The organism is Nocardia sp. NPDC004582, assembly GCF_053602115.1.
The window spans coordinates 1-18,416 of record NZ_JBSGCY010000129.1 but is presented as its reverse complement, the minus strand read 5'-3'; the positions used below and the strand labels follow the sequence as shown (position 1 = coordinate 18,416).

10 protein-coding genes are annotated in these 18,416 nt (G+C 70.1%); 8 read left to right on the top strand and 2 right to left on the bottom strand.

The window, feature by feature from the left end:
* Positions 1 to 9 precede the first annotated feature (9 nt).
* The 3 genes from ACWELJ_RS27330 to ACWELJ_RS27320 all read left to right on the top strand — a co-directional run bounded on the left by ACWELJ_RS27330 (position 10) and on the right by ACWELJ_RS27320 (position 11,351).
* Positions 10 to 8,703, top strand: a complete 8,694-nt coding sequence (locus ACWELJ_RS27330) for an amino acid adenylation domain-containing protein (RefSeq protein WP_452368994.1) — start codon at positions 10 to 12, stop codon at positions 8,701 to 8,703.
* A 275-nt stretch (positions 8,704 to 8,978) separates the two neighbouring features.
* On the top strand, positions 8,979 to 9,971 hold the full coding sequence (locus ACWELJ_RS27325; protein ID WP_452368995.1) for an alpha/beta hydrolase: 993 nt from the start codon (positions 8,979 to 8,981) through the stop codon (positions 9,969 to 9,971).
* 126 nt (positions 9,972 to 10,097) lie between these two features.
* On the top strand, positions 10,098 to 11,351 hold the full coding sequence (locus ACWELJ_RS27320) for an Nramp family divalent metal transporter (protein WP_452368993.1): 1,254 nt from the start codon (positions 10,098 to 10,100) through the stop codon (positions 11,349 to 11,351).
* Between the two features lie 9 nt (positions 11,352 to 11,360).
* On the opposite strand, the gene ACWELJ_RS27315 is transcribed toward ACWELJ_RS27320, so the two are convergent.
* Positions 11,361 to 12,149 (bottom strand): enoyl-CoA hydratase-related protein, encoded by a 789-nt coding sequence (locus ACWELJ_RS27315; RefSeq protein WP_452368992.1) that lies wholly within the window; start codon positions 12,147 to 12,149, stop codon positions 11,361 to 11,363.
* A gap of 129 nt (positions 12,150 to 12,278) precedes the next feature.
* Here ACWELJ_RS27315 and ACWELJ_RS27310 point away from each other — a divergent pair, with 129 nt between their 5' ends.
* Entirely contained in the window at positions 12,279 to 13,538 is a 1,260-nt protein-coding gene (locus ACWELJ_RS27310) for a TetR/AcrR family transcriptional regulator (RefSeq protein ID WP_452368991.1), read from the top strand.
* 27 nt (positions 13,539 to 13,565) lie between these two features.
* Here ACWELJ_RS27310 and ACWELJ_RS27305 read toward each other — a convergent pair whose 3' ends face one another.
* Positions 13,566 to 15,047, bottom strand: a complete 1,482-nt coding sequence (locus tag ACWELJ_RS27305) for an aldehyde dehydrogenase family protein (RefSeq protein ID WP_452368990.1) — start codon at positions 15,045 to 15,047, stop codon at positions 13,566 to 13,568.
* 308 nt (positions 15,048 to 15,355) lie between these two features.
* Here ACWELJ_RS27305 and ACWELJ_RS27300 point away from each other — a divergent pair, with 308 nt between their 5' ends.
* From ACWELJ_RS27300 to ACWELJ_RS27285, 4 genes are all read left to right on the top strand, one after another.
* Entirely contained in the window at positions 15,356 to 16,366 is a 1,011-nt protein-coding gene (locus ACWELJ_RS27300; RefSeq protein WP_452368989.1) for an ATP-binding cassette domain-containing protein, read from the top strand.
* Positions 16,363 to 17,172, top strand: coding sequence for an ABC transporter permease (locus tag ACWELJ_RS27295; RefSeq protein ID WP_452368988.1), 810 nt, complete (start codon positions 16,363 to 16,365; stop codon positions 17,170 to 17,172). The genes ACWELJ_RS27300 and ACWELJ_RS27295 overlap by 4 nt, the downstream gene beginning before the upstream one ends.
* On the top strand, positions 17,169 to 18,050 hold the full coding sequence (locus ACWELJ_RS27290) for an ABC transporter permease (RefSeq protein WP_452368987.1): 882 nt from the start codon (positions 17,169 to 17,171) through the stop codon (positions 18,048 to 18,050). Before ACWELJ_RS27295 ends, ACWELJ_RS27290 begins: the two co-directional genes overlap by 4 nt.
* A gap of 96 nt (positions 18,051 to 18,146) precedes the next feature.
* On the top strand, positions 18,147 to 18,416 hold a 270-nt coding region (locus ACWELJ_RS27285; protein ID WP_452368986.1), incomplete at its 3' end, for an SDR family oxidoreductase.

The window sequence follows — 18,416 nt, the reverse complement described above, 5'->3', positions numbered from 1 at the left end:
GTGGCGGCGTTGGCCGCCGAGCTCGCGTCCGCCGCCGGCGGCGCCGGTCGCGGCCGCGCCCTGACGGCGGTGCCCCGCCCGGAACGCATTCCGCTGTCCTACGCGCAGCAGCGCATGTGGTTCCTCAACCGCTTCGACCCCGAGGCGGCCACCTACAACCTGCCGATCGCGCTGCGCGTCAACGGCGCGCTCGACGTCCCCGCCTTGCGGAACGCCCTCTACGACCTGGTCTCCCGGCACGAGGTGCTGCGCACGCTCTATCCCGAGCACGAGGGCGTCGGCTGCCAGGTGGTGCTGCCCGCCGACGATCCGGCGGCGCAGCCGGCTCTGCGGCTGGTCGAGGTCACCGAAGCCGATGTGGCGCAGGTGGTTTCGGAGGTGGCGTTCGCGCCGTTCGATGTGACGGTGGCGCCGCCGCTGCGGCTGCGGCTGCTGCGGTTGGCCGAGGACGATCATGTGCTGGTGTGCGTGGTGCACCACATCGCCGGTGATGGTTTCTCCGGTGGTCCGCTGACGCGGGATCTGATGACGGCTTATTTCGGTCGCTTGCAGGGGCAGGAGCCGCAGTGGGCGCCGTTGCCGGTGCAGTACGCGGATTACACGCTGTGGCAGCGTGAGGTCCTGGGTGACGAACACGATCCCACCTCGCTGCTGGCCCGCCAGTTCGACTACTGGCGCTCCGCCCTCGACGGTTTGCCGGATCAGCTGGAACTGCCCACCGATCGCCCCCGGCCGCCGGTCTCCACCGGACGGGGCGACACCGTCGCCTTCCAGATCGACCCGCACGTGCACGCGGCGCTGAATCGCATTGCCCAGCAGCACAATGCGACGCTGTTCATGGTGCTGCACGCCGCGCTGGCGGTGCTGCTGGCCCGCCTGTCCGGCACCCGCGACATCGCCATCGGCACGCCGATCGCGGGCCGTGGCGAGGCCGCGCTCGACGATCTGATCGGCATGTTCGTCAATACCTTGGTGCTGCGCGCCGAGGTCGATCCGGGCTGGTCGTTCTCGGAGCTGCTCACCGCCGTCCGCGGCACCGATCTGTCGGCCTTCGAGCACGCCGACGCGCCGTTCGAGCGGATCGTGGAACTGCTGGATCCGCCGCGCTCGCAGGCTCGCCACCCGTTGTTCCAGGTGTCGATGACCCTGCAGAACCTGACGCCGGCCCGGCTGGAGCTGCCCGACGTCCAGGTCACCGACGTGGACCTGAGCGTGCCGGTCACCAAGTTCGATCTGGACCTGAGCATGATCGAGCGGGTCACGGCCGACGGTGTGGTGCACGGCATCTCGGGTGCGCTGACCTATGCCACCGATCTGTTCGACGCCGCCACCGTGGAGCTGTTCGTGCAGCGGTTCGCGCGGCTGCTGGTCGGCATCGCCTCGCATCCGGAGCGGCCGGTCGGTGACCAGCCGTTGCTGGCCGCCGACGAGTACGCCCAGCTGACCCGGGTGCCGGCCGCGGTCGGCAGCGGCACGCTGTTCCCGGACCTGCTGACCCGCGGGGTGCGATTCGGCCGGGACCGCGAAGCCGTGCGCTGGCAGGGCCGTTCGTACACCTACGGAGAACTCGACGACTACTCGTCCCGGCTGGCCCGGTTGCTGATCGGGCGGGGGATCGGGCCGGAGTCGACGGTGGCGCTCGCCATCGGCCGTTCCTTCGAGATGACCGCCGCCGTGTGGGCCGTCGCCAAGAGCGGCGCGGCCTACGTGCCCGTCGACCCCGGATACCCGGGCGATCGCATCCGGCACATGGTCACCGATTCGGCGGCGTCCCTCGGGCTCACCGTCACCGGCCACCTCGACGACCTCCCGGAGGGCATCGACTGGCTGGCCCTCGACGAGCCCGCCGTCGCCGAATACTGCGCCGCGCTGCCCGCCGGTGCGATCACCGACGCGGACCGGATCGAGCCGCTGCGACTGCGGCATACGGCCTACGTGATCTACACCTCGGGATCGACCGGTCTGCCGAAGGGCGTCGCGGTGACCCACGCCGGTCTCGCCGCGCTCGCCGAGTACGCGGTCCCGCTGTGCGGAGTGGAACCGGGACACCGGTTCCTGCACGTCTGCTCGCCGAGCTTCGACCAATCCGTCGAGGAGTGGCTGTACACCTTCAACTCCGGAGCGACCCTGATCATCGTCCCGCCGGGCGTGGTCGGCGGGACCGAACTGGGTGATCTGCTGCGGTCGGAACGCGTGACCCACACCATGATCACCCCGGCCATGCTGGGCACCGTCGACCCGGCCGGCCTGGACGCGCTCGAGGTCGTCGCGACCGGCGGTGACGCCACCAGTCCGGAACTGCTGGCGCGCTGGCAGCCGGGACGCCGCTACTTCAACAGCTACGGTCCGACCGAGGTGACCATCTCCTCGACCTTCGCGAATCTGGTCCCGGGGCGGCGGGTGACGATCGGTGGCCCGGTGCCGGGCATCGGGGCCTTCGTGCTCGACGATCGGCTGAATCCGGTGCCCCCGACGGTGCCCGGTGAGTTGTACCTGTCGGGCGAGGCGCTGGCCCGCGGCTATCGCAACCGCGCCGGACTGACCGCCGAGCGTTTCGTGGCCGGTCCCTGGGGCGAGCCGGGCACGCGCATGTACCGCACCGGCGACCTGGTCCGCTGGGTGCCCGCCGCGGATCGGGTCGGGCGCTGGGAGCTGGAATACCTGGGCCGCACCGACTTCCAGGTGAAGATCCGCGGGTTCCGCATCGAACTGGGCGAGATCGACGCGGTGCTGGCCGCCGCCGACGAGGTCGAGTTCGCGGTCACGCTGGGACGCGAGAACGCCGCGGGCGTGACCATGCTGGTGTCGTACGTGGTGCCCGCTCCGGGCCGGGTGATCGACGAGACGCGGTTGCTCGCGGACGCCGCCCGCGCGCTGCCGTCGTACATGGTGCCCTCGGCACTTGTCGTGCTGGACGCGGTCCCGCTCACCCCGGTCGGCAAGCTGGACCGGCGGGCACTGCCGGAACCGGTACTGGCGCAACGCGAATACCGGGCGCCGGCCAATGCGCTGGAGGAGGTCATCGCCGGCGTCTTCGGCGAGTTGCTGGGCGCCGATCGCGTCGGACGCGATGACGACTTCTTCGAGCTGGGCGGCAATTCGCTGACCGCGACCCAGCTGGTGGCGCGCCTGGGCGCGGCGCTCGACACCCGGGTGCCGGTGCGCACCGTGTTCGAGGCGTCGACGGTCATCGCGCTGGAGCAGGTGCTGCGTTCGCAGGTCGGCATCGGAGGCCGCCCCGCGATCACGGTTCGCCCACGGCCGGAACGCATTCCGCTGTCGTTCACCCAGCAGCGCATGTGGTTCGTGAACCAGCTCGACACCGATTCCGGTTCGTACAACATGCCGATCGTGCTGCGGCTGACCGGCGAACTGCGGGTGGACGCGCTGCGGCAGGCCGTCATCGACGTCGTGTCCCGGCACGAGACCCTGCGCACCGTGTACCCGGAACACGAGGGCGTGCCGCACCAGGTGGTGCTGCCGGTCGACGCGGCCGTCCCCGCCTTCGAACCGGAGACCATCGAGAGCGCGGCGCTGGCCGATCGCGTCCTCGGCGAGCTGATCGGCGGATTCGACGTCAGCACGCAGGTCCCGTTGCGGGCCAAGCTCTTCCGGATCTCCGACGCCGATCCCGGCGACGGCCCCGTGCACGCGGTGATGTTCGTGACCCACCACATCAATGCCGACGGCTGGTCGATGGGACCGCTGGCCCGCGACATCATGGTCGCGTACCTGGCGCGCGTCGAGGGCGACGCGCCCGGCTGGCAGCCCCTGCCGGTGCAGTACGCGGATTACGCACTGTGGCAGCGTGAGGTGCTCGGCGCGGAATCCGATCCGGACAGCCTGATCGCCGCGCAGGCCGCCTACTGGCGCACCGCGCTCGCGGGCATGCCGGAGGAACTGAACCTGCCCGTGGACCGGCCGCGCGGCTCGGCGCCGGCCGCCGGGGGCGGAATGGTCGGCTTCACCGTCGACACCGACATTCACCGTGGCCTGGTGGCATTGGCCAAGCAGCACAACGCGACCCTGTTCATGGTCGTGCACGCCGCGCTCGCGATCTTCCTCGCGCGCATGGCCGGAACCGACGATGTCGCGGTCGGCACCACCGTCGCGGGCCGTGGCGAGGCCGAACTCGACGATATGGTCGGCATGTTCGTCAACACCCTGGTGCTGCGCACCCCGGTGCCCGGACAGCGGAGCTTCGCCGAGGTCCTGGCCGACGTCAAGGACCGGGATCTGCAGGCGTTCGCCCACGGCGAGATGCCTTTCGAGCGGCTGGTCGAACTGGTCAACCCGGTGCGATCCACCGCCCGGCACCCGCTGTTCCAGGTCATGCTGGCCTTCCAGAACGTCCCGGACCAGAGCTTCGAACTGCCCGGACTGCGGGTCGAGGCGGTCGATCTCGGAGCGCAGACCTCCCGTTTCGACCTGTCGCTGGCACTGACCGAGGTCGACTCCGCCGAGGTCGGCATGACCGGCACGTTCTCGTTCCTGCGCAGCCTGTTCGACGAGCACACCGTCGAACAGTTCGCGCGGCGGTTCACCCGGTTGCTGGCGGCCATCGTCGGCGATCCGGACCTGCCCGTCGGTGAACTTCCGCTGCTCTCCGACGACGAACGTCGCGAGCTGGTGGCCACCGCGCCCGCACCCGCCACCACGGCGCTGCTGCCGGACCTGTTGACCCGCGGCCTGCGGGTCGGCCCGGACCGGGTCGCGGTCCGGGACGCCGGACGCTCGTTCACCTACGCCGAGATCGACGACTACTCCACCCGCCTGGCTCGAATCCTGATCAGCCGCGGCATCGGCCCGGAGCACTTCGTGGCGGTGGCGCTGCCGCGGTCGCTGTGGACCGTGGTCGTGGTGCAGGCCGTCGCCAAAACCGGTGGCGCGCATGTGCCGATGGATCCCGCGCACGCCACGGACCGCGTGAAGCACATGGTGGCCGAGTCGGGTGTCCGGATCGGCATCACCCTGCGCGAGCACCTCCCGGCGCTGCCGTCCGAGGTCGACTGGCTGGTGCTCGACCACCACGCGACCGACCGGCTGTGCGCCGCGCAATCGGCGGAGCCGATCACCGACGCCGATCGCCGTACGCCGCTGCGACTCCAGCACCCGGCGTATCTGATCTTCACCTCCGGGTCGACCGGCCTGCCCAAGGCCGTGTCGGTCACCCATGCCGGACTCGGCAGCCTGGTCGAGCACGCCATCGACCGGTACGGGCTGCGGGCCGAGCATCGAATGCTGCAGGTACGCACCCCGATCGCCGACCCCTCGGTGCTCGAATGGATGGCCGCGCTCGCCGTCGGGGCGACGCTGGTCGTCGTGCCCGCCGACATCTACGGCGGCGAGGAACTGCACGATCTCATCCGAGCCGAACGGGTGACGCACGCCCTCATCCCGCCCGCGCTGCTGGGCACCATGAATCCCGAGGGCTTGGCGGACCTCACCGTCGTGCACGTGGGTGGTGACGTCACCACACCCGAACTGCTGGCCGCCTGGCAGCCGGGCCGCACGTATCTGAACGCGTACGGTCCGACCGAGGCGACCATCGTGTCCACGTACGCGGAACTGACCGCGGGACAACGAGTCACGATCGGCCGACCGGTCCCCGGGACCACGGCCCTGGTGCTGGATTCGCGGCTGAATCCGGTGGCCCCCGGCGTGGTCGGCGAACTGTACCTGTCCGGTCCGGCGCTGGCGCGCGGCTACCACAATCGCCCGGAACTGACCGCGGAGCGGTTCGTCGCCGACCCCTGGGGTACGCCCGGCGCCCGCATGTACCGCACCGGTGACCTGGTGCGCTGGGTTCCCGGCGCCACCGGTGCCGAGAGCCCGAGTGGCGCACTGGAACTCGACTATGTCGGACGTTCCGACTTCCAGGTCAAGGTGCGTGGCTTCCGGGTCGAGCTCGGCGAGATCGACGCCGCGCTGTGCCGGCACGAGTCGGTCGACCGTGCGGTCACCATCGGGCGGGCCGACGAGTCCGGCGCGACCATCCTGGTCTCCTACGTGGTCCCGGTCGCCGGCGCCGCCCTCGACCCGAACCAGTTGACGGAGTTCGTCTCTCGCGGTCTGGCGCCCTACATGGTGCCGCGGGCCATCGTCGTGCTCGACGCATTGCCCCTCACCCCGATCGGCAAGCTGGATCGGCGGGCGCTACCCGAGCCGGTGCTCACCACGCAGGCCTATCGCGCGCCGGCGACGGCGCTCGAGGAAACCGTCGCGACCGCCTACGCCGAGGTACTCGGTGTTGCGGCGCCGGTCGGCGCCGACGACGAGTTCTTCGCCCTCGGCGGCAACTCGCTGCTGGCCACCCAGGTGGTCAGCAAGTTGCGCAAGCTGACCGGGGTGCAGGTCAAGGTCGCCTGGTTCTTCACCGATCCCACGGTGGCCGGACTGTCCGAACGCATTCGGGACGCCATCGAGGGTGGCCACGACTACGACTCGCAGTCCGACGCGGCCCTGCGCGTCCTGCTGCCCATCCGGGCCGGCGGCGCGCTCGAACCGCTGTTCTGCGTGCATCCCATGTCGGGCATGTCGTGGACCTTCGCCGGTCTGGCACAGCACCTTCCGGCGGACCGGCCCATCATCGGAGTGCAGTCCCCGGCGCTGAGCGAGGACGACTACCGCCCGGAATCCGCGCTCGAGATCGTGCGCCGATACACCGACGAGATTCGCGCGTTCCAGCCCGAAGGCCCCTACCACCTGCTCGGCTACTCGCTGGGCGGCCGCCTCGCGCACGCGATCGCGGCCGAACTGCAGGCCCGGGGCCAGCGCGTGCGGCTGCTCGCGGTCCTGGATTCCTACCCCGATCCCGACATCGAGGGCTTCCGGACCTCACTGCGGGACGAGCTCGGGGCGATGGGCGTCGACACCAGCGATTTCCCGGCCGAGGGCCCGCTCACCCGATTCGGTGACGACGTCGTCGCCGCGCTGCACGAGGTCATCCCCGCCGACCTGGCGATCCTGACCCCGGAGCGGTTGCGCCGGATCCTCGACGGCACCGTCCGCACTGTCGAGCTCATGGCGGACTACCAGCCGCAGGTCTTCCGCGGTGATATCGAATTGTTCCGGGCGACAGCGGGAGACATCACCAACTCGCCGTCGGAATGGGCGCCGTTCGTGACCGGTGCGGTCGCGGACCATCCGGTCGACGTGGCCCACCAGCTGATGGCGACCGCCGAGGCCTTCGCGGTCATCGGACCGAAGGTGGCCGATCTGCTGGCCGGCGTCCGCGCCGTGCCCGAGATCGCGGATCCGCCCACCCTGGTCCTCGACCTGGCCGCCCTGCGCGCCGAGGCGGAGCTCAGCCAGCGGGCGGATTTCGGTCCGGTCGCCGAACCCGAGCCGGACCCGGAACCCGAGCCCGAGCCCAGCGGCCGGGGACCGAAACTGTCCGTGGTGGGCGATGTTTCGCCGCTGCCCGCGGGCGCCATGAGCCTGCTCGAGGTCGAACCGTCCGGGCTGTGGGTCCGAGCCATCACCCTGGACATCGCCGCGGGCGTCTCGGGGGCGCGGGTGCGCCGCTCCGTCGCGTCGCTCATCGACCGGCACCCCGGTCTGTGGGCGCGGCTGCGGCGCGACGGGGAAGCGGTGGCTCTCGACATCCCGGCCCACCCGGCCCGCGGCGCCGCCGCGGTGTGGCAGATCGACCCGGCCGTGGAAGCGGTCGGCGATCCCATCGAGGCCGTGATCCATGCCGCCGCAGCCGAATTGGACCCCGAGAAGGGGTACAACATGCGCTTCGTGCTGGTCGAGGGCGCCGCCACCAACGATCCGCAGGACCTGCCCGCGGCCGTGCTGGTGGTGGTCGCCAATGGACTCGTGGTGGACGACGCGTCGTGGCGCACCGTCATCGAGGACCTCACCGCGTCCTGGTCCGGCGGTCACGCCACCCCGCCCAGCATCGACGCGGACCCGCTCGGCATCGCCCGCGCGCTCGCCGAACGCGCCCTCGACGCGTCCACCGTCGACGAATTGGAGTGGTGGCGTAAGACGCTCGCCGATGTGACCGAAGGCGTGTCCCCGGACCTGGTGCTCGGCGCGGCCGATTCCGGCAGTCGCGGTCGCGTCTCGGTCGCCATCACCGGCGAGGGCGCGGCGGCCGTGGACGCCGTCGCCCGCCGCTACGACGCCAGCATCGACGATGTGCTGCTGACCGCGCTCGCCGCGACGCTGCTCAACCCGGCCTCCGAATTGCTGCGCGACACACTGGGTTCGGTGGTGCGGTTGATCGCCGACGGCCGCGTCCTGGGCGACCTCGGCGGGCTCCGGACAGTCGGCGCGTTCAGCACCAACTATCCGTTCCCGCTGCGCCTGGAAGGACTGGACCTCGCCGAGGTGCGGGCCGGCGGGCCGAACGCGGGCCGGATCATCGAGCAGATCCGTGACCTGTCCCGCGAGGTGCCCTCCCAGGGTGTCGGATTCGGGCTGCTGCGCTACCTGAATCCGGAGACGGTCGCGGAGATCGCGGTGCTTCCGGTGGGCCGCATCGGATTCCGCTACCGCGACCTGCGCCCCGCCGAGGTCTACCCGGAACCCGTCGCCGCCGACCTGTACCTGGACGTCACCGTCGACACCAGTCCGGACGGGCTCGTCGCCCGGTTCGACTTCGTCGGCGCGGTGTTGACCCTGGACCAGGTCAAGCAGCTGGTCGAGGGCTGGGTGCAGGCACTGGCCGGGCTCGCCGACCACGGCCGGTGAGCTGGACACGGAACGGAAATCGATGGGCGACGCGCGGTGGGCCGATGGGGCTCGCCGCGCGACCCGCCCGTAACATTGCGGCTGTTGCGGCGATGGGATAAGCCGTATGGTCTGTCGGGGGTCGAGACAACCGGAATACCGGACCGTGTGGTCTCCGACCAGCAAACGACACGAGATGAAGGTGCGAAACATTGATTCGTCGACATGTCCGGAACGGCCGGCGCGGGGCGCGAGCCGCCGCCTTCCTCGCCGCCACAGCGGTTCTCACCGGTCTCATGACCGGTGTCGGCGGCGGTTCCGCCTCCGCTGACCCGATCATCGACGGCAAGAAGCTGCTGGCCGACCCGGTCTCGGCGGACGGTTCGAAGATCACCAAGGCCGAGATGAAGGACGACCGGAACATCCGGCTCTACGTCTACTCCGCGGCCATGGGCGCCACCTACCCGGTCGACGTGCAGCGGCCCGCCGACACCTCGGTCCCGCGCCCGACCCTGTACCTGCTCAACGGTGCGGGCGGCGGTCAGGACGACGCGTCCTGGGTCAAGAAGACCAATATCGTCAACGGCTTCCTCGCCGACAAGAACGTCAACGTGATCCAGCCGATCGGCGGCAAGTGGTCCTACTACCAGGACTGGAACAACGACGACCCGACCCTGGGCCGCAACAAGTGGACCACCTTCTTCAGTGAGGAACTGCCCCCGCTGATCGACGCCGCCCTGGGCACCAACGGCGTCAACGCCATCGCCGGCATCTCCACCTCCGGCACCACCGTGCTCACCCTGGCCGAGGCCAAGCCGGACCTGTACAAGTCCGTCGCCGCCTACTCCGGCTGCGCGCAGATGGCCGACCCGCAGGGCCAGGAGTTCATGCGCCTGACCGTCGAGACCTGGGGCGGCGGCAAGCTGGAGAACATGTACGGCCCGTCGAACTCGCCCGACTGGGCGGCGCACGACCCGGTCATCAACGCGGACAAGCTGCGCGGCATCAACCTCTACATCTCCTCCGGTAGCGGTCTGCCCGGCCAGTACGACACCCTCAACGGCCCCTACGCGCTGCCCGGCGCCTACGGCCTGGCCAACCAGATGATCATCGGTGGCGTCATCGAGGCGGGCACCAACTTCTGCAGCCACAACCTCGCGAACAAGCTGAACTCGCTGGGCATCCCGGCCACCTACAACTTCCGGCCGACCGGCACCCACTCGTGGGGCTACTGGAACGACGAGTTCATCACGTCGTGGCCGCTGCTCGCCCAGGGTCTCGGCATCTAGAGACCCACGCGCGCAACGTGATACGGCCCGGCACCGGAAGGTGCCGGGCCGTTCGCCGTCAGGGCCTCGGTCACCCGGTGCCAGGAGGGGCTAAACAAAAAGTTCGGCAACCCGTAAACTCATCTCGTGAGTACCAGCGTGGCCGATAAGAGCAGCACCCCGTTCCAGCGAGCGCGGTCGGCCAGCGTGCTGCTGGGCCCCGCTTTCGTCGCCGCGATCGCGTACGTCGATCCCGGCAATGTCGCCTCGAATATCAGCGCCGGTGCCCAATACGGCTATCTGCTCGTCTGGGTCGTGGTGATGGCCAACATCATGGCCGGGCTGGTGCAGTTCCTGTCCGCGAAACTCGGCCTGGTCACCGGCCGGTCCCTCCCGGAAGTGGTGCGCGCCAAGGCCGGTCGGTGGGTGCGGCTCAGCTACTGGGCCCAGGCCGAGACCGTCGCGGTGGCAACCGATCTCGCCGAGGTCGTCGGCGGCGCCATCGCGCTCAACCTGCTGTTCGGGCTGCCGCTCATGGCCGGCGGCATCATCACCGGCTTCGTGTCCATGATCCTGCTGCTCATCCAGAACCATCGCGGGCAGCGGCCCTTCGAACGGGTCATCACCGGACTGCTCGGCATCATCGCCATCGGATTCCTTGCCTCCGTGGTCATCTCACCGCCCTCCGCGTCCGGCACCCTCGGCGGCCTGGTGCCCCGCTTCGCCGACTCCGGCAGCGTGCTGCTGGCCGCCGCCATGATCGGCGCGACCGTCATGCCGCACGTGGTTTACCTGCACTCCGGCATGGCCCGCGACCGGCACGGGCATCCCGAGGTCGGCGCGGCGCGAAACCGCCTGCTGCGCATCACCCGCTACGACGTGGCCCTGGCCATGCTGCTCGCGGGCACCGTGAACCTGGCCATGCTGCTCATGGCCGCCAAGACCCTGCGCGGCCGCGAGGGCGTGGACACCATCGAGGGTGCGCACGCCGCGGTGCAGGACGTGCTCGGTCCCGTCGCGGGACTGCTGCTCGCGGTCGGCCTGCTCGCCTCCGGGCTGGCGTCCACCTCGGTCGGGGCCTACGCTGGCGCCATGATCATGCAGGGCCTGCTGCACCGGCACGTTCCGCTGGTGGTGCGCCGCGTGATCACGCTGATCCCCGCCCTGGTGGTGCTCGCGGCCGGCGTCGATCCCACGCGGGCGCTGATCATCTCGCAGGTGGTGCTGTCGTTCGGGATCCCGTTCGCGCTCATCCCGCTGGTCCGATTCACCAGCGATCCGGAACTCATGGGGGAGAACGTCAATCACCGCGTCACCACCGCGCTGGCCTGGCTGGTGGCCGCCGTCATCACCACGCTGAACGTGGTGCTGATCTACCTCACGGCCACCGGAAAGGGCTGACGCCCGGCCCTATTCGGCGAAGACGGCCTTGCGCTTCTGCAGCATCGCCGCCGTGCCCTCGGCGAAATCGTCCGAACCCAGCAGTTCGCATTGGCCGGCCTTCTCGGCAGCCAGCGCGGCCTCGAGCGAGGTCAATGCCGCCGCGTTGAGGGCGCGCTTGGTGAGCTCCAGCGCCCGGCGCGGGCCGTGCGCCAGCTTGGCGAGCACCGCCTCCACCTTCGCATCGAGCTCATCGTCGGCGTACACGCCCGCGATCAGACTGTGCTCCAGGGCCTTTCGGGCCGGGAGCCGCTCGCCCAGCAGCGCCATCTCGGCGGCCAGCGGACGCCCGGCCGCGGCCGCCACCAGCGCCGCCGCCCCGCCGTCGGGCATCAGGCCGATATTGATGAAGGCCAGCAGCAGGTAGGAGTCCTCGGCGGCGTAGGTGAGATCGGCGGCCAGCGCGAACGCCACGCCCACCCCGGCGGCCGCGCCCTTGACCCGGGCGACGACCGGAATCGGCGCGTCCACGATGGCGCGGATCATCCGGTTGGCCACGTCCATGGTCATCTCGGGCGTGATGCCGCGGGCTTTCTCCTCCGGGGCGGAGGAGAGGTCGGCGCCGGTGCAGAAGTCACCGCCCGCGCCGGTCAGCACGATGACCCGGACCGCCGGATCGGCCGAGGCGGCGAGCACGGCATCGCCCAGACCGGCCATGGTGTCGTAGCTCAGCGCGTTCTTGCGTTTGGGATTGGTGATGGTGATGCGCAGGACGCGCCCGTCCCTGATCGCGGTGTACCCCGGCGTGCTCGTGGTCATCGGGCGCTCCCCAGATATATGTCTGCGGCCTGGCCGCAGGTTGTGTGTTCGGCTTTGCGAATTGTGGTTAACTTAGGAGCGTTCGTCCGGCACTGTCAACAGCCGGTGTCATCGAGAAGGAGAAACAGTATGGTCGCCGATCGCAGCGAGGCCGCCCTCGCTACCGGGCGACCGGCCGGTACTCCCGACGACGCGCGGGGTGGCGCGGCGGAATCCGGCCCCCGTCGCCGCCCCAAGAACCGCAAGGCGCAAATCGTGCGAGTAGCGGCACGAGCCTTCGCCGAACGCGGCTACCACCCGGTCGGCGTCGACGAGATCGCGGCCGAGGTCGGCATTTCCGGCCCCGCCCTCTACCGTCACTTCCGCAACAAGTACGCGCTGCTGGTGGCCGCCGCAGAAATGGGCGCGCAGCAATTGCTCGACGCCGCCAAGGCCGCCGACAATCCCGCCCTGGAACCGGAACCACGACTCACCACGCTGATCCGCGGCATCGCCGAGTACACCATCGACGTGCGCCGCGAGGGCGGCCTGTACCGATGGGAACGCCGCTACCTGGAACGCGAGGACCGCGCTCGCATCCGGGTCATCTACACCGAACTGCACGACACCGTGGCCGCGGCCATCGCCGCGCTCCACCCCGACGCCGATCCGGCCGACACCCAGCTGCGGGCCGCCGCGCTGCTCAGCGCCATCGGATCCATCACCGCGCACCGCACCGCGCTGTCCACCACCCGGCTGGTCAATCTGCTCACCGAGATCTGCTGGGACATCCTGCGCTGCGAGCTGCCGCCCGCGCCCGCCCCGGCCACCGGCGAGCCGCTGGTGCGCGGCCTGCCCGTCATCTCCAAACGCGAACAGCTGCTCACCGAGGCCATCCGCATCTTCGGCCGGCAGGGCTACCACGAGGCCAGCATCGAGGAGATCGGCGCGGCCGCGGGCATCAACGCCTCCAGCGTCTACCGCTACTTCGCCAGCAAGGCCGACCTGCTCGCCGCCGCCTTCCACCGCACCGGCGAACGCGTCGCCATCGCCAACAACGAGGCCCTCGCCGAGGCCACCAGTCGCTCCGACGCCGCCGTGCGGATCGCGGACCGCTTCGCCCGCATGACCTTCGCCATGCCGGAGATCCTGCCCGTCTACTTCTCCGAATTCTCCAATCTGCCCGCCTCCGAACAGCATCGGCTGCGGTCGGTGCAGCGGCAGAACGTCCTGGAATGGGCGAATCTGCTCGACGGCGACCAGGTCGAGGCCCGCTTCCGCGTGCACGCCGCCATCGCCCAGGTGATCGACGTGGGGCGGCGCATCCGATTCGACGGACGGCCCGAGAACCTGGCCCGAGTGAGCGCGCTCATGCGCGCGGTGCTGCTGGGCGTGCCCGCCGCCGAATAGGGTTCGGCGGCAGGCGCTCCCGCGCCCTCAGACCCGGTGCCGCATCCGGAACAGCGCCCGCGCCACCCGCAACCGGCGCGGATGCTTCTCGAACGTGCCCGAGGTGATCTGGTCCGGCGGGTGCGTCTCGGTGATCGTCTGCGGCCGGCTGAACTCCCGCAGCGTGCGCGGATCCCGAATGCGCCCCGGGCCGTTCACGCCGTACACCGGGGCCGCGTTCACGGTGATCAGTTCACTGCGCAGCCGGGCCGCGAATTCCGGGACCGAGCGGATGTCGCGGGTGAAGACCGAGACGGTGCGCGGCGTGCGGTCCGCGTTCACCCGATCGGCGGCCTCGTCCATGGTGGCCACCCGATTCACCACCAGCACCGGCCCCACGGCCTCACCGGTCACCGCGGCGCTGGTCTCCGGGACCTCGGTGAGCACGATCGGCTCGATATAGGGCTCGCGAATGGATTCCAGGCTGCCGACCACCAGCCGCGCGCCCCGGGTCACCGCGTCGCGCACCTGGCGGCGCACCACCTCGATCTGGGCGTCCACGATCATCGGGCCGTAGGAGGCACGCCGGTCCGCGCCGGGCCGCAGCCGCCGGGCCTGATCGGCCACCAGCTCCAGGAACGGCTCGTACACCGAGTCGGCCACGTACACGCGCCGCACCCCGGCGGGCTGCTGGCCCGAATTGGCCATGGCGCCGTACACCGCGGCGGCCGCGGCGCTATCGAGTTTGGCGTCGACCTGCACCACCATCGACCCGCGCCCGCCCGGTTCGATGACCAGGGGAGTGGACGACTCGGCGGCCAGCGCCGCCACCTCGCGCGCGCCCGCACCGGATCCGGCGTAGGCGAGCTTGTCCACGGGCGCGCGGCACAGGGCGGCGGCGGTGCCGCTGTCGCCGGTGACCACTTGCAGCACAGGCTGATTCGGGGCCAGGTGGTTCCAGGTGTCGGCCAGCCAGGCGCCCACGCCGGGGGTCAGCTCATTGGGCTTGAACACCACCGCGTTGCCCGACGCCATCGCGCTGGCGATCGAATTCATCGGGGTGAGAACGGGATTGTGCCAGGGACCCAGCACGCCGACCACGCCCAGCGGCAGGTAGCCGATGGTGCCGGTCGGCTCGCGGCGCAGCCGGGCGCCGAGCCGGTTGGTGCGGCCCAGGGTCCGTTCGGCATGTCGCGCAGCCCAATCCAGATGTTCGACGGCCAGGGTCACCTCGATGGCGGCGTCGATGCGCGGCTTGCCGGTCTCGCGGCTGATCAGTTCGACCAGGTCGCGGGTGCCGCGGGCGAGGCTGCGTTTCCAGTCCAGTAGCCAGCGTTTGCGGGCGTCGAATCCCAGTGCCGCCCACCATTGTTCGGCGCTGCGGGCGGAGCGCACGGTGCGGGTCAGCTCGCCCGCGCCCATGCCCGCGTATTCGCCCACGACTTCCCCGGTCCTGGGGTCGTAGGACGTGAGTACCTTGGATCCGCGCGCGCCGGCGCGTCCTGCTGCCGGCTGCGCCGACTCGGCCATGGTCAACCTCTCGTGGCCTGTGAATGTCTCTCCCCGCCAAGGCCAGACTATGGTTCGAGGCGCAGATGCGACAAGGTAGCGAAATCGCCGCATACCGCCCGGTCTGCGCCTGGATCAGCGGCTATTCGGCGGACCCTCGGTGTGTGACCAAGGGCACAGTTTGAAATTCGCTGCTTCGGCAAAGAAACGGCCTGCCGCGCGGTGCGCCGGTAACATCACGCCAGGCGGTGCGGATCATCCCCACGGGATGGAGCACCCGCCGCCCCGGGGCGACAACGTTCAGCCCGACAGTAGATAGTGGAGAGTTGATGCCCAGCTTGGACAGACCGGAACCCCTAGCGCCCGACGATCCGGCCGTGTACGTCGAAGACGTCCGCAAGTCGTTCGGCGACGTGCACGCGCTGCAAGGGATCAGCTTCACCGCCGCCCGAGGGCAGGTTCTGGGCATCCTCGGTCCGAACGGGGCCGGCAAGACCACGATGGTCAAGATTCTGTCCACCCTGCTGCGCCCCGATTCCGGCATCGCCCGCGTCGCCGGACACGAAGTGCGCGCCGACGCCCCCGCGGTACGCCGGTCCATCATGATGACCGGCCAGTACGCCGCCCTCGACGAGAACCTCTCCGGGCGCGAGAACCTCGAGCTCTTCGGCCGCCTCATGGGCCTGCCGCGCAAGGCCGCCCGCCAGCGCGCCGACGCCCTGCTCGAGGAATTCGACCTCACCGGCGCGGGCCGTCGTGCCGTGCGGCACTACTCCGGCGGTATGCGCCGCCGCGTCGACATCGCCTGCGGTCTGGTGGTCCGGCCCGAAGTGGTGTTCCTCGACGAACCCACCACCGGCCTGGATCCCCGCAGCCGCCAAGGCGTCTGGGACCTGGTGACCGCGCTCAAGAATCAGGGCATCACCGTGCTGCTGACCACGCAGTACCTCGAAGAGGCCGATGTGCTCAGCGACAACATCATCGTCATCGACAAGGGCACCGTGATCGCGGAAGGCACCGCCGACGTCCTCAAGGAGAAGACCGGCGGAAGTTATTGCGAGGTGGTCCCGCTCGACCCGACCCAGCTGAGCAAGGTCGCCGACGCGCTCGGCGATCTCGTGCCCGCCGCGGTCCGCGCGGACATCGCCGGCGGCGACCGGCTCTCCATTCCGGCCCCCGACGGCGCCGGCACCCTCTCCGAGGCCCTGCGGCGCCTCGACAGCGCGGGCGTCCAGCTCGCCGATATCGGACTGCGCCGCCCCTCGCTCGACGACGTCTTCCTCACTCTCACCGGTCACTCCGGGACCAAGGAGACCGTGGCCGCGGACGGCGCCGCATGACCGCGGCCGCGGCCGCGGGCGCCGATCTGTTCGAGGGGGTGCCCCCGGCCCGTCCCAACAGCTTCGCGCAATGGCGTGCGCTCACCGGACGTGTCGTCTGGGTGATGTTCACCCAGGGCGAGATGCTCATCGCGGTGGTCGTGCCGCTGGTCTTCACCCTCGGCTTCTATCTGCCGCTGCGGTACGTGATGAAATTCCAGGGCATCGACTACGCGCAGTTCGTCATGCCGATCATCGTGCTGCAGACGATGTCGTTCACCATGATGTCCAACGCGCAGCTGGCCGCGTTCGAAGCCATGACCGGACTCAACACCCGCATGCAGACCATGCCCATCGGCAAAATGGTGCCGCTGGTATCCCGGCTGTCGGCGGGCTTCGTGCGATCGGTGGTTTCCCTTGTCGCGGCTCTGGTCTGGGGGAATCTGATCGGCTTCCGATTCGTCGCCGGCTGGGGACAGGCCGCCCTGTTCTGCGTGTTCGCCCTCGCGGTCGGCACGATTCTGGCCATCGGCGCGGACGGGCTCGGCTCGCTGACGAAGAGCCCGGAATCGCTGAGCCAGGCGTTGACTCTGCCGACGCTCATCTTCGGCATGTTCTCCTGCGGATTCGTGCCCGAATCCGGATTTCCGGTCTGGGTGCGTCCCTTCGTTCGCAACCAGCCGATCTCCCAGTTCTCCTTCGCGATGCGCGACATGGCCGCGCACGGGGTGAGCTGGAATGTGTTGTGGGTGCCGCTGGTGTGGCTGGGCGGGCTGCTCGTCGCCTTCCTGCCGCTGGCGGTCTGGGCGAGTATGAGGCGGTCATGAGCACGGCGACCACGGTCGAGACGGCCGCAGCGCAAGCAGTTCCCGAAGCGGATTCCTGGGCGGGCCATCAACCGCTGCCCGTGGTGGCGTCCCGGTCCGAGCGTGCCGTCTCGATCTGGGCGCAGCAGAGCCTGATCCAGTGCAAGCGGATGCTCATCGGATGGAGTCGCGACCCCTCCACCACCATCCAGACCCTGATCTACCCGGCCGCGACGCTCATCATGTTCCGGATCGTGCTCGGTGACTCGATCACCACCGCCACGGGCATGCCCAGCATCTACGGCACCGTCCCGATGGTCATGCTGGTCGCGGCCATGTCCGGGTCGATCGTGAGCGCGCTCGGCTTCAAGGCCGAGAAGTCCAGCGGGCTGCTCGGGCGCTTCCACACCATGCCGATCCATCGCGCCGCCGGACTGACCGGGCGACTGCTCGCCGAAGGCGTCCGCGTACTGATCACCTCGCTGTTCGTGCTGGCGGTCGGTGTCGCGCTGGGCTTCCGGTTCTGGTACGGGCCCGCCGCCTCGATCGCCATGCTGTGCATCCCGATCCTGTTCGCCATCGGGTTCGCGGTGCTGGTGACGGCCCTGGCCACCATGACCGACGGTGTCATGCTGGTGTCGCTGGTCGGCATCATCAACACCCTGCTGATGTTCTTCAACTCCGGGTTCGTGCCGGTCTTCGCCTACCCGGTGTGGCTGCAGAAGACGGTCGAGAACCAGCCCATGAGCACGGCCATCGACGCCATGCGCGGACTGTCCTACGACGGGCCGATCGCGACCCCGCTGTGGAAGACCGCCGCCTGGGCGATCGGCATGATCGTGGTGTTCGCCTACCCCGCCATCCGCGGGTACCGGCGCGCGGCCGAGACCGGAGCGTAGGCCGCGGCGGAAACCGGCGGGCGGACACGCCCGACCGGTTTCCCCGGGTGCGGCCCCCGGGCTTCGAGTGGCGTGCGTCACGTTAAGGTGGCCCCCATGTCTTACCTGGTTACCGGGGCAACCGGGTTCATCGGTCGGTTTCTCGTACCCGAACTCCTGAAGCGCGGCGCGGACGTTCACGTCCTGGTGCGTCCGGGCGAGGACTCGGTGCTGCGCTACAACCGCTGCCTACGCGAGTGGGGCGGCCGCGACCGGGTCCACCCGGTCCGCGGCGACCTGGCCGCGCCCGGACTCGGCGTCGACGCGAGCTGGATCGCCGCCCACCGCGGTGCGGTCGACCACGTCTTCCACCTGGCCGCCGGGTTC

Excerpts from the sequence above, each read along its gene's own strand:
- ACWELJ_RS27315 (WP_452368992.1), bottom strand. The coding sequence starts at position 12,149 with ATGACCACGAGCACGCCGGGGTACACCGCGATCAGGGACGGGCGCGTC.
- ACWELJ_RS27295 (WP_452368988.1), top strand. The coding sequence starts at position 16,363 with ATGACCGCGGCCGCGGCCGCGGGCGCCGATCTGTTCGAGGGGGTGCCC.
- ACWELJ_RS27300 (WP_452368989.1), top strand. The coding sequence starts at position 15,356 with ATGCCCAGCTTGGACAGACCGGAACCCCTAGCGCCCGACGATCCGGCC.
- ACWELJ_RS27305 (WP_452368990.1), bottom strand. The coding sequence starts at position 15,047 with ATGGCCGAGTCGGCGCAGCCGGCAGCAGGACGCGCCGGCGCGCGCGGA.
- ACWELJ_RS27325 (WP_452368995.1), top strand. The coding sequence starts at position 8,979 with ATGACCGGTGTCGGCGGCGGTTCCGCCTCCGCTGACCCGATCATCGAC.
- ACWELJ_RS27290 (WP_452368987.1), top strand. The coding sequence starts at position 17,169 with ATGAGCACGGCGACCACGGTCGAGACGGCCGCAGCGCAAGCAGTTCCC.
- ACWELJ_RS27310 (WP_452368991.1), top strand. The coding sequence starts at position 12,279 with ATGGTCGCCGATCGCAGCGAGGCCGCCCTCGCTACCGGGCGACCGGCC.